Origin of the sequence: Pectobacterium jejuense (assembly GCF_026800125.1) — a bacterium.
Taxonomy (GTDB): Bacteria; Pseudomonadota; Gammaproteobacteria; order Enterobacterales; family Enterobacteriaceae; genus Pectobacterium; species Pectobacterium jejuense.
The window spans coordinates 476,793-491,494 of the sequence record NZ_JAPQKX010000002.1 but is presented as its reverse complement, the minus strand read 5'-3'; the positions used below and the strand labels follow the sequence as shown (position 1 = coordinate 491,494).

General features: G+C 51.1%; 13 protein-coding genes and 1 pseudogene. 7 read left to right on the top strand and 7 right to left on the bottom strand.

All coding sequences use genetic code 11. The features are described 5' to 3' along the window. Positions 1-4: 4 nt before the first annotated feature. From napA to napF, 3 genes are read right to left on the bottom strand one after another with little or no spacing between them, the layout of a single operon-like run. Positions 5-2,491: a nitrate reductase catalytic subunit NapA gene (gene napA, locus NXT09_RS05680; RefSeq protein WP_268579102.1), complete on the bottom strand. Its 2,487-nt coding sequence runs from the start codon at positions 2,489-2,491 to the stop codon at positions 5-7. Then, the gene (gene napD, locus NXT09_RS05675) at positions 2,488-2,808 is read right to left on the bottom strand and encodes a chaperone NapD (RefSeq protein ID WP_268579101.1); all 321 of its coding nucleotides are present in this window, start codon (positions 2,806-2,808) and stop codon (positions 2,488-2,490) included. The genes napA and napD overlap by 4 nt, the downstream gene beginning before the upstream one ends. Then, positions 2,805-3,341, bottom strand: coding sequence for a ferredoxin-type protein NapF (gene napF, locus NXT09_RS05670; RefSeq protein WP_268579100.1), 537 nt, complete (start codon positions 3,339-3,341; stop codon positions 2,805-2,807). Before napF ends, napD begins: the two co-directional genes overlap by 4 nt. Before the next feature lie 249 nt (positions 3,342-3,590). Between napF and narQ the strand changes: the two genes are divergently transcribed. Together narQ and narP are read left to right on the top strand one after the other, a co-directional pair. Next, positions 3,591-5,309, top strand: a complete 1,719-nt coding sequence (gene narQ / locus NXT09_RS05665; protein WP_268579195.1) for a nitrate/nitrite two-component system sensor histidine kinase NarQ — start codon at positions 3,591-3,593, stop codon at positions 5,307-5,309. 98 nt (positions 5,310-5,407) lie between these two features. Next, positions 5,408-6,040: a nitrate/nitrite response regulator protein NarP gene (gene narP, locus NXT09_RS05660; protein ID WP_268579099.1), complete on the top strand. Its 633-nt coding sequence runs from the start codon at positions 5,408-5,410 to the stop codon at positions 6,038-6,040. 68 nt (positions 6,041-6,108) lie between these two features. On the opposite strand, the gene NXT09_RS05655 is transcribed toward narP, so the two are convergent. Continuing rightward, entirely contained in the window at positions 6,109-7,071 is a 963-nt protein-coding gene (locus NXT09_RS05655) for an AEC family transporter (protein ID WP_268579098.1), read from the bottom strand. 137 nt (positions 7,072-7,208) lie between these two features. On the opposite strand from NXT09_RS05655, the gene NXT09_RS05650 reads away from it, so the two are divergent. Both NXT09_RS05650 and NXT09_RS05645 read left to right on the top strand, forming a co-directional pair. Beyond that, the gene (locus NXT09_RS05650) at positions 7,209-8,096 is read left to right on the top strand and encodes a LysR family transcriptional regulator (RefSeq protein WP_268579097.1); all 888 of its coding nucleotides are present in this window, start codon (positions 7,209-7,211) and stop codon (positions 8,094-8,096) included. Between the two features lie 388 nt (positions 8,097-8,484). Next, entirely contained in the window at positions 8,485-9,792 is a 1,308-nt protein-coding gene (locus NXT09_RS05645) for an AAA family ATPase (RefSeq protein ID WP_268579096.1), read from the top strand. Between the two features lie 185 nt (positions 9,793-9,977). Here NXT09_RS05645 and NXT09_RS05640 read toward each other — a convergent pair. From NXT09_RS05640 to NXT09_RS05630, 3 genes and pseudogenes are all read right to left on the bottom strand, one after another. Then, a pseudogene (locus NXT09_RS05640) lies at positions 9,978-10,412 on the bottom strand (integrase core domain-containing protein); the annotation flags it as partial. Next, positions 10,358-10,648 carry an Arm DNA-binding domain-containing protein gene (locus tag NXT09_RS05635; protein WP_441844233.1) on the bottom strand — a complete coding sequence of 97 codons (291 nt, stop codon included), beginning with the start codon at positions 10,646-10,648 and terminating at the stop codon, positions 10,358-10,360. The gene NXT09_RS05635 and the pseudogene NXT09_RS05640, both read right to left, overlap by 55 nt. Before the next feature lie 687 nt (positions 10,649-11,335). Then, positions 11,336-11,590, bottom strand: a complete 255-nt coding sequence (locus NXT09_RS05630) for a helix-turn-helix domain-containing protein (protein WP_039503430.1) — start codon at positions 11,588-11,590, stop codon at positions 11,336-11,338. A 213-nt stretch (positions 11,591-11,803) separates the two neighbouring features. On the opposite strand from NXT09_RS05630, the gene NXT09_RS05625 reads away from it, so the two are divergent. The 3 genes from NXT09_RS05625 (at position 11,804) to NXT09_RS05615 (ending at position 14,676) form a co-directional block, all read left to right on the top strand. Then, complete coding sequence (locus NXT09_RS05625) at positions 11,804-12,022, top strand: hypothetical protein (protein ID WP_043885390.1); 219 nt, start codon at positions 11,804-11,806, stop codon at positions 12,020-12,022. Positions 12,023-12,206: 184 nt separating this feature from the next. Further along, positions 12,207-12,725, top strand: a complete 519-nt coding sequence (locus tag NXT09_RS05620; RefSeq protein WP_039503428.1) for an Hcp family type VI secretion system effector — start codon at positions 12,207-12,209, stop codon at positions 12,723-12,725. Between the two features lie 121 nt (positions 12,726-12,846). After that, positions 12,847-14,676 carry a type VI secretion system Vgr family protein gene (locus tag NXT09_RS05615; RefSeq protein WP_039503426.1) on the top strand — a complete coding sequence of 610 codons (1,830 nt, stop codon included), beginning with the start codon at positions 12,847-12,849 and terminating at the stop codon, positions 14,674-14,676. The last annotated feature ends 26 nt before the right edge of the window (positions 14,677-14,702 follow it).

The window sequence follows — 14,702 nt, the reverse complement described above, 5'->3', positions numbered from 1 at the left end:
TGCGCTATACCTTAGCCAGCTTGACGGCGCATTTCTTAAAGTCCGTTTCTTTCGACAGCGGATCGGTGGCATCCAGCGTCAGGACGTTGGTCATCTGCGCGGCGTCGAAGAACGGCATATACACCAGCCCACGCGGCGGCTTATTACGACCGCGCGTCTCAACAATCGAGACGACTTCACCACGGCGCGAGATAATGCGGACTTTCTCACCGCGACGCAGATCGCGCGCTTTGGCATCCTGCGGGTGCATAAACAGCACGGCTTCGGGGAAGGCGCGGTGCAGTTCCGGTACGCGGCGCGTCATGCTGCCCGTGTGCCAGTGTTCCAGTACGCGGCCGGTGGAGAGCCAGAGATCGTACTCGTCGTCCGGCGCTTCGGCGGCAGGCTCGTACGGCAGCGCGAAAATCACCGCTTTGCCATCCGGTTTGCCGTAGAAACGGTAGGCTTCTCCCGCTTTGACGTAAGGATCGTTCCCTTCGCTGTAGCGCCACTGCGTTTCTTTACCGTTAACGACCGGCCAGCGCAGTCCGCGCACTTTGTGGTAGTCATCGAACGGTGCTAAATCGTGACCGTGTCCACGGCCAAACGCGGCGTATTCTTCAAACAGGCCTTTTTGCAGGTAAAAACCGAAGTCACGGGATTCATCGTTCAACTGATTTTCCGCTAATTCACTGAGCGGGAAGCGTGTGGTGACATCGTTCGCAAACAGCACGTCGTAGAGCGTTTTGCCACGGTAAGCTGGTTTCTGCGCCAGGAGTTCTTCCGGCCACACTTCCTCGATGGCGAAGCGTTTGGCAAAGCTCACGACCTGCCACAGATCCGATTTTGATTCGCCCGGCGCTTTAACCTGCTGACGCCAGAACTGCGTCCGACGCTCGGCGTTGCCGTAGGCACCTTCTTTTTCTACCCACATTGCAGTCGGCAAAATCAGATCGGCAGCCAGCGCGCTGACGGTCGGGTAGGGGTCGGATACGACGATGAAGTTGCGTGGATCGCGCCAGCCCGGCATACGCTCCTGATTGATGTTCGGGCCGGCCTGCATGTTGTTGTTACACATCACCCAGTAGGCATTCAGCGTGCCGTCTTTCAGCGCCCGATCTTGTGCGACGGCGTGCAGGCCGATCTTTTCAGGAATGGTGCCTGTCGGTAGCTGCCACAGTTTTTCCGCTATCGCGCGGTGTTTCTCGTTGGTTACCACCATGTCCGCAGGCAGGCGGTGGGCGAAGGTGCCGACTTCACGCGCGGTGCCGCAGGCAGACGGTTGACCAGTTAACGAGAACGGCCCGCAGCCCGGCTGAGAGATCTTGCCCGTTAGCAGGTGGATGTTATAAACCAGATTGTTCGCCCAAACGCCGCGCGTGTGCTGGTTAAAGCCCATCGTCCAGTAGGAGATCACTTTCTTTTTCGGATCGGCGTAGAGTTTTGCCAGCGCTTCTAACTGGTCGGCGGGAACTCCGCTGATCGCGACCGTTTTTTCCAGCGTATAGTCGGCGACAAAGGCTTTGTATTCTTCAAAACTCATAGGTTCGGACGCATCGGAACCCGGATTTTTCGCCGCTTTTTCCAACGGATGCGTTGGACGCAGCCCGTAGCCGATATCGGTCACGCCTCGGCGCAGGTTCACGTGGCGGGTAAAGAAAGCCTCGTTCACCGCATTGTTTTGGATAATGTAGTTGGCGATATAGTTGAGAATGGCCAGATCGGTTTGCGGCGTAAACACCATACCGTTATCCGCCAGCTCAAAACTGCGGTGCTGATAGGTGGACAGCACGGCGACCGTAACATTGCTGTTCGACAGGCGGCGGTCGGTGATACGCGACCAGAGAATCGGGTGCATCTCCGCCATGTTGGAGCCCCACAGCACAAATGCATCGGTCTGCTCGATATCGTCGTAGCAGCCCATCGGTTCATCCATACCGAAGGTACGCATAAAACCGACGACCGCCGATGCCATACAGTGGCGCGCATTGGGGTCAATATTGTTGGAACGGAAGCCCGCTTTGAACAGTTTGGCGGCCGCATAGCCTTCCCAAATCGTTGATTGCCCAGAGCCAAACATCCCTATTGCGTTCGGACCTTTCTCCTTCAGGGCGGTTTTGAATTTTTCCGCCATGATGTCAAACGCCTGATCCCAGGAGATCGGAGTAAATTCGCCTTCCTTATCGAATTTTCCGTCGCGCATACGCAGCAAAGGCTGGGTCACGCGATCCTGTCCGTACATGATTTTCGGCAGAAAATAGCCCTTGATGCAGTTTAATCCGCGGTTAACCGGCGCTTCGGGATCGCCCTGACTGGCGACGATGCGGCCGTTTTGCGTCCCGACCAGTACACCGCAGCCTACGCCACAGAAGCGGCAGGGGGCTTTATCCCAGTGGATAGCCTCTGACTGTTCGGTCACGGCGCGCACCGCGGTGGGTATGGTGATGCCTGCGACTGCGGCTGCCGCTGCGACCGCGTTCGCCTTCATAAAGTGTCGTCGACTGAGTTTCATGGTATTTCCTCACCCTGAGCTTGTTGATCAAGAGGTTGTTCATCGAAAGCAAAAGATTGTTCATCGAAAGACGGTTCATCAAGCTGGTGATAAACCAGCGAAACCGCCAGTACGCCTGTAAGCTCGCGTATTGACGCTATTTGTTTTAACAGCGTGTCTTCTGAATCTGACTCCAGCACCACGACCATTTTTCCGGTATCGCTATCGCTGGCACCCACCTCGACGTTGGGCTGCGTCGATAGCACCTCGGCAACGGCCGCCAACTGCGACGGGTTGACGTGAACCACTACACTGCAAACATGCCAGACTGTGCTCATCGGTTTTCCTGTTGCGTCGGAAGACGCGCTGGCGCGGTGTGATATCCCGCGGTGATTTTTTTCATCGACATGGCACCGACAGGGCACCCGGAAATGCATGCGCCACAGGTGGTACAGGCGTCGTTGTCGATTGACGGTGCGGCAACGCGCCCGAGGGCGGGACGAAACCGTATCGCCCCGGTTTCACACGTATCCTGACAGCTGCGGCATTCCACCTGATGCAGTGATAAACAGGCATCCTGGATCGTCAGGTGGTATTCCCACGGCGAGGTATGACTCTCCGCGAACAGCGCTTGTGGACACGCACGTGCGCAGTCGTAGCAGAACGTGCATTCGCCGCGCTGAAAGTCAATGGTGGGGAAACCGCCCGAACCGCGCTGGATAATCCCCGAACCGCAGGCATCAATGCAGACGTTGCAGCGCGTGCACTGGCTCAGGAACTGGCTTTCCGCACAGATCCACGGCGGACGCAATGCGTTGTCTGCCCGCTGTAGGCCACCAGTCAGTAGGGAACGCCGGGAGAGGTTAGTCATGGCTGTTTGTCGCTCTGGTGCTCAATGAAATATCCAATAAAAACACGCTGTTTTTGTAGGGGTTACACTATTCCTCTTGGGGTGTATGCGATAATCACCCTTTAGAGGTAAATGGTGGTGCCGGATCAAGCTTATGTGGGATTCGCGTCTCATTGGCTTGCGGGAGCGTGTGGGGATCGTGATAGTACGCTGAAATGCTGATCTACTTATTTAGAGTAGGTGTGATGCCAAAGAGGATTATTCGCTGTGATGGTCAAACGTCCTGTTTCTACCAGCCTGGCGCGCGCGTTTTTCTATATCGCGCTGCTTTCATTCCTGACGACGGGCATTGCGCTGCTGACGTTAGCCAGCGGTTTACGCGATGCGGAAGCGATCAACGTGGCCGGTTCCATGCGTATGCAAAGCTACCGTATGGGATATGACCTACAGGGTGATCGTGCAGCGTTAGAACCGCATCGCCGCCTCTATGCGCAAACGCTGGATTCGCCAGTTTTTCACTTACTCGATCGCTGGTATGTGCCGCGCGATGTGCGCGATCGTTATGCCGCGCTGTTGCAGAGCTGGAAAACGATGGATGAGCGCCTGAGCGCGGGGGATCGGGGGTGGTATCAGGACAATATTGTCGGCTATGTTACGCAGATCGATCTCTTTGTGCTGGCGTTGCAGCACTATTCCGAACGCAAGATGATGATAGTCGTTGTGACATCAATAATTGGCTCGATCACTATCTATATACTGATCTTCTTTACGCTGCGTCGCATTCGTCGTCAGGTGGTCGTGCCGTTGAATAAGCTGATGGCGGCCTGTGCATCCATTGAGAAGGGGCGTTTTACCCATTCGCGGCTGGACGTCAATCTGCCTAACGAACTGGGTTTACTGGCGCAAACCTTCAGTAGTATGACTGACGAGCTGCAAAAACTTTATCGCTCTCTGGAAGATAAGGTACGGCAGAAAACGCTGCGCTTGCAGGAAGTGAACCGCATGCTGAAGGTGCTGTACAACTGCTCTCAGGCGATGAACGTCAGCACGATAGACAGGCATTGCTTTCAGCAGATTCTGCAAATTGTTCGCCGCTATGAAACGGTCGACTGTCTGGAAATGCGGGTCGGGGAAAACTGGCGGTTATGTGAAGGCCAGCCGGACGAGCAGACTGCATGGCAGGCTTTGCCCATTCGTTTGCAAGAGGTCGAGTTTGGACAGTTGCGCTGGCAGGCATCAACGCAGCAGCCGTCGGCGCAGCTGATGGAAAGCGTCGCTACTATGCTGGGTCGCGGGCTCTATTTTAATCAGGCGCAGAAGCACTATCAGCAGCTGTTACTGATGGAAGAGCGTGCCACTATCGCGCGTGAACTGCATGACTCACTGGCTCAGGTGCTTTCTTATCTGAATATCCAGATGGCGTTATTAAAGCGTTCGGTAGCGGAAGAAAATGCGCAGGCTCGGCAGATCATCACCGATTTCGAGCAGGCGCTCAGCGATGCGTATCGCCAACTGCGCGAACTGCTGGGCACGTTCCGGCTGACGCTACAGCAGGCCGATTTGCCAGCGGCGATGCAGGAAATGATTGAGCCACTGCGCGCGCAGACCCCGGCGACCATCACGATTGATTGCCGGATTCCTACGCAGGCGCTGGATGCCTCACAGCAGGTTCACTTGCTGCAAATCATCCGTGAAGCGGTGCTGAATGCCATTAAACACGCGCAGGCGACGACGATTACCGTCAACTGCCGTACGCAGCCCGATGGTCGTCATTGTGTTGATATTCGTGATGACGGCTGTGGCATTATCAGTCAGGAGGAACCTGCGGGACATTACGGCTTAAACATTATGCAGGAGCGCGCCGAACGGTTAGGAGGAAAGCTCTCTATTGGCCTTCACCCTGAAGGGGGAACGCAGGTGAGCGTCTGTTTCTCGACGCCGACGACCGCGCGTGAACGCGACAACACGAACAATCTCTATCCGGAATAAGTCGAGTGGGAAACAGGCTGCTTGAAGTATGACGGCGATAAATCATAGACCATAATCATAAATAAAATAATAAGATCCATATTACATTGGGGCTGGGCATGTCAGAAAAACCATCTTATCGTGTTTTGATCGTTGACGATCATCCGCTTATGCGCCGGGGAATCCGTCAGTTACTGGCAACCGATGACATTTTTGATGTGATCGGGGAAGCCAGCAACGGCATGGAGGCGCTGAGCCTCGCGAATCGGGATTCACCCGATATCATCTTGCTCGATCTCAACATGAAAGGATTGAGCGGGTTGGATACGCTCCACGCGCTGCGGCGCGATGGGATCTGCGCCCGTGTGATTGTGCTGACGGTCTCCGATGCGCCCAGCGATATTTATGCGCTGATGGATGCGGGTGCCGATGGCTATCTGCTTAAAGACAGCGCTCCAGAACACTTGTTGGAGGCCATTCGTAACGGTGATGCCTTCAGCGAGCAGGTGCGGGACGTGCTGCGCCACCGTATCGCTATACAGGACACGCCGTCGCCCTTTACCGTATTGACGGAGCGCGAACTGGATGTGTTGCAGGAGGTGGCCTCTGGGCTATCCAACAAGCAAATTGCGAGTGTGCTCTATATCTCAGAAGAGACGGTAAAAGTGCATATCCGCAACATGCTGCGCAAACTCAACGTACGCTCCCGCGTCGCCGCCACGGTGTTGTATCTGGAAACGCGAGGCCAGTAGTCTGCTGGTTGCTAAAACAGAGGTGTGAATAGGGCTTCCGCATCATTGCCAGAAGCCCAGACGGTTATTCACGGAGGCGGAAAAAGGCTCAATACTGCGGGAATCGTGACGAGTGCGAGCAGTAGCGAGACGATGATCGATAACGCGATCACATCCTGCTGATAGTGATACTTCTTAGCAAACACATACACACCAGCGCCAATTGGCTGCGCGGCCATGACCACGGCGGTTGCCAGCCAGATCCCTTGAGAGTGACCCATCCCGAATACATAGACGGCTATCGCGAACGTGATGGCAGGGTGTATCACGAGTTTTAGCACAACCATCGGTAGTACCGTTTTGCTAACCGTGACGTTCAGGTGCTCTTTTACCTTTAGTCTGGCAAGGCCCAGCCCGAGAGCAAATAGCGCGGTGGGGCCCGCAGCATTGCCCAGAAAGTGCGCAAAGGATTCGATGACGACGGGGATCTGAATGTCGAGCAGGACGAAAGCCAGACCGGCAAGCACCGAGATCGTTAATGGATTCTTCACGGTCGTTAGCGCCGAGTTTCCCACACTGTGAATCAGTCGCGTATTTGCGTCTGCCGCTCGTGTAGAAAACACATCCCAACTGACGATCACGGCCATGATGGCGGGGATATTGTGCAGAATGGTTGCCATCGCTGCGGGGAGTGCCGCCTGTTCGCCATAGACTGAAATCAACATCGGCACGCCCATGTATCCCGTGGTGCCATAACACGCGCCCATGCTAAGAAGGGAGGAGTGGGGCAGTCCGATCCTCATGCGCTTCGCCAGCAATGTGGCAAGCATGTAGGACGTTGCGATTCCGATCAGCGTTGACAGCATAAAGCCCCACTGTTTCAGATCGCCGGTGTCGGCACGCGCCACGGCAATGAACAGTAAGGCTGGCAGCGCGATATACAGGACGTAGTCGTTGATTAACTTATCTGCTTGGCCGCTGTCGGGTTTTGATCTTCCATAAACGTAGCCAACGAGAATCACCAGAAATAAGGGGATGACAATCAAGAACATAGATGGGCCTCTTTTTTATATTTTTGAAGATATCGACCCGTGGATTTTGCGGGGTGTTTCATAAATCACTAAATGAATTATGATGTGTTCATAATTGATTTAATCAATAACGATAATCTCAAGAGGTCAGGATAACGGTGCGAGCACAGGTCGAGCGGATAGAAGGGCGTGGTATCACGCTGGAGCAGCTGCGTATCTTTGTCTCCATTGCGGAGTGCGGTGGTTTCGGACGCGCGGGTGAAGAGTTGGGACGGACGCAATCAACGCTGAGTGCTGGCCTGAAACGCTTGGAAGAGGATGTCGGTTGTCGCCTCATCGAACGGCGTCAGGGACACATCCTCGGATTGACCGAAGAAGGGAAACAGCTGCTGCCTGCCGCGCGTGACATCCTGCTACGTACGCATCGGGCCATCGGCGCATTGCAGAAGTCGCCGATGACAGGCCGCGTAGCGCTCGGCGTCCCAGATGATTTCGAAGTTAAGAATCTGCACGAAATCATTTCGCTATGTCTTGAGGAGAATCCTGAATTAAGGGTGGAAATCACGGCGGCGTCATCGACCGTGCTGTCTTCGATGGTTGCCCAGCAACGCCTGGATGTCGTGATCCTCAAAGGGCTGGCGGGACAGCCGCTGATTTCTGAAACAGAAAGAATCTTGCGGGTTGAATCTCTTCACTGGGTCAGTTCCGGTGCGGTGAATTTCAGTGAAATGGATGAAGTCCCTCTCGTCACTTTTCCTGATGGCTGTGTGATTCGGAAATGCGCGGTTTCTGCGCTGGAGCATGTCGGACGCCCATACTACTTTTCTTATGTGAGCGGATCTTTCGATAATATCCGCAGCGCGGCGGCAAAGGGGCTGGGGATTGGTTTACTGCCGAAGAGCGCGCTGTCCGACGCGCTGTATGTTCTGGAGCCGGAAGATGGCACTCCCAGCGTTCCGGCGATTCAGCTCGTGCTCAGCGTGACGCGACCCGGGAAACTCTACCAACAGTTTACCCGCTATATCGATCGGGCATTGGCGCAATAGGCTGTCTAAAGCAGCGCCTAATCAGGGCGGGTTAACGTCAAAAAATAGGTGAAATAAACCAGCACTACGGTTTAATCGTCACACAAGCAGGTTGGTGTCTCGTCATGTCTTGGGATGGTGGGGGCCATAAAATTGCTTCTTTTATGTTTTATTTATGAAAGCCTAAAATCTGTTTTTCTAATCCTGCTATTTATTTATAAGATTTTTCACAAAATAATATTTGTTGTGTTTTTTTTCTTGGTTTGTTAAAAATAATCATGCATGAAGAATGATTGTTTAGGTATTTATTCTTAGTGATTGAAAAGCGGCTATGTCGTTTTTTGATGTTTTCTTTGTGTTTTATGGCTGCGCTCCTCCATAATCGAATAATTAAGCATTAGGAAAAATAATGAAATTAGAAGAAATTTTTGGTGTTACAGGGAAACAGGTAGCGAGCTATGTAGAAAGACCTAAGGTAGATGACAAATTTAAAGATGCGCTAAGAACGGATAAACAAATCATAGTGTATGGTGCGTCCAAACAAGGTAAAACAGCTTTAGTTAAGAAATATATTGACTATTCTGAAAATATTTTAATTAGCCTGTCACCTAAAAGTACATTAAAAGATATTTATCAATCAATGCTGCGAAAATCAGGGGTGACATTAAGAACTTCATTTACAGAAGGAACTGGTGATAAAACAAAAATACGGGCTAAGGCATCTATACAAGGCGCAGTTGCACTAGTATTGAAGGGGAAAGTGGATGTTGGAATCGACAAAGAGAACTTTAATAATTTAGAAGATAAATACGAAGAAATTGAGTTTAACTTGGAACTCCCTAATGATGTTGCAGATTTAATGCATAGAACAGGGCAAAAGAAAGTAGTTATTTTAGAAAATTTTCATTACCTACCTGAAGATCTACAGAGGACATTTGCTTATGACTTGCGAACTTTTCAAGATCTAAAAGTTCGTTTTGTTATATTAGGTGTTTGGAAAGAGGCAAATCGTTTGTCCCAATATAATGGAGAGCTTCAGGATAGAGTTTATGAAGTTCCGGTAGAACCATGGGAATCAGACGATTTTGTGAAGATAGCGAAGAAAGGCGAACCTCTACTAAATATAACATTTGCAACGGTGATTGTTCAGGAGTGTATTAATAATGCATTTAGTAGTGTTGGTGTATACCAAGAGTTATTAAAAACCACCTGTCAAGAAAATGGTATAGAAAGTAAACAAGCAGGTAATTCTTTTCTTGAGGACATGAATGCATTAAATCGGGCTATAGTACAGAAAACAGAAGAGTATTCAGGTAGACATCTTAGGAATTTAGAGTCTATAGCTGCAGGTAATGGTTCTGTTATCCAGAAAGATAAACCTCTTCCTTATTTCTTGCACTATTATATAGTCCAGCATATTCTCAGTATAGGATATGATGGATTTAATGGGGGTATTACTAAAGAATCCATCATGCATGCAATAAAAAAGCTACATCATCGTAAAGATGAGTTGAAAGGGCCTCAACTAACGTCTGTCCTTAAAGGGCTTACAGATTTTCAAGCGATTAGAGGAATTAATCCTCCAGTAATAGCTTATGACTCAAACTCTAGATTACTAAAGGTTGTTGATTCTACATTTTACTTTTTCCTTAAAAACGCTGATTTAGAGGCAATAAAAGATGAAATAGTTTGCCCGCTCGATGGCCTTGAAAACTAAATTATAATTTATACGTGTATTCTCTGTGTCGATAGGTCGACTATTTTTTCGTGCTCGTTAGAGGTAGGTTTTATGATTACTATGAAATGTCAAGTGAATATAGAACCCCTATGTTTAATGATCAATAAAATCCTCATGGTTTAAACATTTTAAGTATATGATATATATGTAATATCAGTAACAGATTAAATCAGGGATCTGGGCCTTTTAAGACTCCTAGCAAATTCCGCCGGAGTCTGGTTATTTAATGAGGAATACGCTCTTTGTTGGTTATATTCCTGTCGCCAGCGTTTGGCCTTTTCCTGCGTATCTTCCAGTGGCAGGAACCAGTGGATGTTCAGACACCCATCTCGAAAACTGCCGCTAGACGACTCTATCAGCGCGTTATCTGTCGGATTGCCGGACCGGAGGAAGACTATTGTCACGCCGTTCTCGGTCTGCAACTGTCCCGGTACGCGCTTCTGTAACGGCTTTAGATACTCCATCACCGTGGCTACATCATTCCCATGCAGTTTCTGGCTAACTTGGATCGCCAGACATTCCCGACTAAAATTATCGACTACAGTTAACGCTCGGCTCCGACGTCCGTTGAACAGATTATCAGCCACGAAGTCCATGCTCTAGTACCGGTCCGCCTGATCTCTTCCCACATGTTTCTAGCTTCTTGTAGTGACACTTTGGGATAGGTGCCAAGAGATAGGCGCTTTTGTTTACCTAGCCAGTAATAGCGGAAATGCCAAGATTTCCCACCGCTTGGCGAGACCGAAAGGGAAAGGCCATTATCATCTGGGAGTGTATAGGCTTTACCAATTGCTTTTGCTTGGCGAACAGCTATAGCAGAAAGTACCACTATCATCGCTCCTGATTAGGATCAGAGCTGAATTTTGGTTCTCGGTGGTATTGCTTAACAGTAACAATCTGGAACCGAAGTCATCCGCATTCAAATGGACTTAAATATGTACTTAAAGTCATTGGATTTAGTTTGAATTAGATGAAACTAACAAGACATGAGTAGGGAGAATTTCAACTCACATTCATTAACCTACGGGCGTAGGGTAATATTTACAGAATATGAATTGGTACGACCGAGTGGACTAACATCCAGTATCTGACTCTTTGATTTAACAAAATTTATTTTGTCACTAGTATAACTAGTGGACTTCATTATGGACTTATTTTAAAGCTATAGCAAGGTTGCAGTAAGCGCTTCTATCAGAACGGTTCCGGCCAGATAGCATGTTCATAGCTTTCCGCTAATACAGAAGGCCGTGATTGCTGAAGCGAAGGGGAATCACTCAGTTAGTTGAGAATATGTACATCGGGAAGTTGATGGTAGAGCAACTCAGAGGTTGCACTATGCAGAACGATGCTCTTAAGCATCATAGTAGTAGAAACAACTGTTTTGGCTGGGGCTATGACATAGGGCCAGATACTTCCAGTGCATATTGCTTGATAGTGTGCAGATTTATGCTTTTTATCCGCTTCCCTAGCGAAGCGGATAATTTTTGGTTCGTCAGCTAATTTTTATTAATAGCATCATGAATTAACGATTTCTGGTTTTTCTTTCCAGTTTATTGCCATCGTCATCGAAATACCGGCTGGGCCAGATCTCAGCAGGTTCCACACCGAGCGCATCTGCTATCAGTCGTTCACCTTTTGGCCAGGATCGCGTTAGTGCGTTAGCGAGGGTAGAGGAACTGAGTCCTGCTTGTCGGGATAGAGCAGCCAGTGTGGTGTGTTTTTTACGAAGGCCTGCAATGATATCGGCGTTGTGCCAGTCCTGCTTATTCATCATCATAGAATTAACCCTGAGTCTTACTGCTGGTGGCGATTCAGACAGGGTTTGCAGTACCGGCCATGTTTCCAAGTTCCGGCGAGGACGAATCCTCCCCTGCCTGAACCGCCATAACAGACGTACTCAAGCACACCAGCGCGTGAACGCTGATGGGAAACATGGTTTGGGGCTGCAAATCCCCGCCAATGGATTTTGCCAAAGGCATAACTAAGATAAGTGAAATTTGCAGCATTCTCAAATCAAATAGTGGATGAATTGGCTGGTTCTGTATCTGCAAGTTTCAATGAGGATGCAGACAATAAATGCCCTGATAAAGGCGATAGACAGAAATTAATCGATCATTTTCTTCAAAGAGATGGTCATCTCATATTCCTAATTCAAACTTTCAGCATAACTGCGCATTCTGCGCAACTTCTTGCTCACTTTCTGGTGTAAATCACTTTTTGCGCAATGGATGCCGTTTTTTCACGAGGTCTGCGCAACTTCTTGCTCAAATTTTGCTTAGGGAAAATTTGGATTAAGTAATTATTTAGTAAAAACAATGAGATAAAAGTTGGCATGAGAATTGCTATGCGGAGCGTGAAGTTACTCATCACGTTCAACAACAAGGAGCAAAACTATGCCAACTCCATGCTATATCAGCATCGAAGGTAAAACGCAGGGCAACATCACCGCAGGGGCTTTCACGTCTGATTCTGTCGGCAACATCTATGTGGAAGGCCACGAAGATGAAATGCTGGTGCAGGAATTCAAACACATCGTCACCGTACCAACCGACCCACAGTCTGGTCAGCCATCCGGCCAGCGCGTACACAAGCCGTTCAAGTTCACTGTCGCGCTGAACAAAGCGGTTCCGCTGATGTACAACGCCCTGGCCTCCGGTGAAATGCTGCCGACCGTCACCCTGAAGTGGTACCGCACGTCGGTTGAAGGGAAGCAGGAGCACTTCTTCTCTACTGTGCTGACCGACGCCACCATCGTCGACATCAACTGCCAGATGCCGCACTGCCAGGACCCGTCCAAACTGGATTACACCCAGTTAATCGAAGTGTCGCTGGCCTACCGCAAGGTTGACTGGGAACACACGGTTGCCGGTACCTCCGGCTCTGACGACTGGCGTACACCGGTCGAAGCGTAGTCTTTCTGTTTTTTTACCCGGGCTTGTCCCGGGTTTTCTGCGTGCACTGCCCTGAGGTCTGATTCTCCCAGACCTGAGTGCAGACAACACGGTGTTCATCACGGGAAGCGAGGGAATAAACGTGGCAAACAGTACAGGATTACAGTTCACGGTAAAGGTCGGTGCATTACCCGCCTCGACCTTTGCCGTGGTGGATTTTCAGCTTAGCGAGGCCCTTAACCAGCCATTTGCCCTGTCGCTGAATCTGGCGAGTGCCCTACCGGGGATCGACTTTGGCGCCGTGCTCGACCAGCCGTGTGAGCTGCTGGTGTGGTACGAAGGCGAACTGAAACGGCGCGTCAGCGGGATTATCAGTGCCTTCGCACAGGGCGACACCGGCTTTCGCCGCACACGCTATCAGGCAGAGGTTCGCCCAGCACTGTGGCGGCTGGGGCTGCGTACCAATGCTCGTATCTTTCAGGCACAAAAGCCGGAGGCCATTATCGGTACGTTGCTGGAAGAGTCTGGCATTACCGATTATGCCTTTGCGCTGCGTCACGACCACGCCCCGCGCGAATACTGCGTACAGTATCGCGAAAGTGATTTGGCGTTTGTCACCCGTCTGGCCGCGGAAGAAGGGCTGTACTTCTTCCATGAGTTTGAAGACGGCAAGCACCGCGTCGTCTTTGCGGATGATGCCGGGGCGCTCAGCAAAGGCCCTGAGCTATTCTTCAACCTCGCCACGCAGGGACTGAGCGAAGGCGAGTATGTCCGCCGTTTCCGCTACGCCGAAGCCGTCAGTACCGCCGAAGTCGCCCTCAAGGATTACAGCTTCAAAACCCCCGCCTACGGCCTGCTGCACAGCAAGATGAGCGGCGAATTGGCGAACCAGCGTGAAAGCTATCAGCACTTCGATTATCCCGGGCGTTTTAAACAAGACCCGAGCGGCAAGGCTTTCACTGGCTATCGGCTGGATGCGTTACGCACGAACGCCATGACCGGCTCGGGTGAATCCAATGCCGCCATGCTGATGCCCGGCAGCAGTTTCACCTTAACCGAACATCCTAATCCGACGCTGAATAGTGGCTGGCAACTGGTTGCCATCACCCACAGCGGGCAACAGCCGCAGGCGCTGGAAGAAGAAAGCGGCGGTGAACCGACCACCTACAGCAACAGCTTCGAGGTGATGAGTGCCAAAAGCACCTGGCGTGCCGACCTGCCGTACAAACCGATGGTGGATGGTCCGCAGATTGCCACCGTGGTGGGGCCCGCTGGTGAGGAAATCTACTGTGACGAATATGGCCGCATCAAATTGCAATTCCCGTGGGACCGCTATGGCTCCAGCGACGACCAGAGCTCCTGCTGGGTACGCGTTAGCCAGGGCTGGGCGGGCGGCCAATATGGCCTGATAGCCATCCCGCGTATCGGCCATGAGGTCATTGTCAGCTTCCTCGAAGGTGACCCGGACCAGCCTATTGTGACAGGCAGAACTTTCCATGCCACCAATCCGTCGCCGTATCCACTGCCAGCGAACAAGACACGCACCTCGCTGCGTACGTCAACGCACAAGGGGGCGGGTTTCAATGAGCTGCGTTTTGAAGACCAGGCCGGGCAGGAAGAGGTGTTTATCCATGCCCAGAAAGACATGAACACCGTGGTGTTGAATAACCGTAGTACGACTGTGACCGCTGATCACACCGAAAGCGTCGGTGGCAATCAGGCGGTATCGGTAGTGAAAGACCAGTCCACTGAAATCCAGGGGCAGCAGAGTATCGCCGTGACCAAAAACCGCAACACGGTCGTGGATGACAACGACAGCCTTCAGGTGAAAAACAACATCGCTATCCAGTCGCAGAAGGGGGACATCCTGATAGCCACTGACAAGGGGTTTATTGGCATCGGCGCTGACGGGGTCATCAATATCAAGGGTACCCACATTGTCATCAACGGCCAGCAAATCGACCTGAACTGAATAACAAGAACAACAAGAACAACAAG

Coding starts and splice junctions, on each gene's coding strand:
- napA (WP_268579102.1), bottom strand. CDS start 2,491: ATGAAACTCAGTCGACGACACTTTATGAAGGCGAACGCGGTCGCAGCG.
- napD (WP_268579101.1), bottom strand. CDS start 2,808: ATGAGCACAGTCTGGCATGTTTGCAGTGTAGTGGTTCACGTCAACCCG.
- napF (WP_268579100.1), bottom strand. CDS start 3,341: ATGACTAACCTCTCCCGGCGTTCCCTACTGACTGGTGGCCTACAGCGG.
- narQ (WP_268579195.1), top strand. CDS start 3,591: ATGGTCAAACGTCCTGTTTCTACCAGCCTGGCGCGCGCGTTTTTCTAT.
- narP (WP_268579099.1), top strand. CDS start 5,408: ATGTCAGAAAAACCATCTTATCGTGTTTTGATCGTTGACGATCATCCG.
- NXT09_RS05655 (WP_268579098.1), bottom strand. CDS start 7,071: ATGTTCTTGATTGTCATCCCCTTATTTCTGGTGATTCTCGTTGGCTAC.
- NXT09_RS05645 (WP_268579096.1), top strand. CDS start 8,485: ATGAAATTAGAAGAAATTTTTGGTGTTACAGGGAAACAGGTAGCGAGC.
- NXT09_RS05635 (WP_441844233.1), bottom strand. CDS start 10,648: ATGATAGTGGTACTTTCTGCTATAGCTGTTCGCCAAGCAAAAGCAATT.
- NXT09_RS05630 (WP_039503430.1), bottom strand. CDS start 11,590: ATGATGATGAATAAGCAGGACTGGCACAACGCCGATATCATTGCAGGC.
- NXT09_RS05620 (WP_039503428.1), top strand. CDS start 12,207: ATGCCAACTCCATGCTATATCAGCATCGAAGGTAAAACGCAGGGCAAC.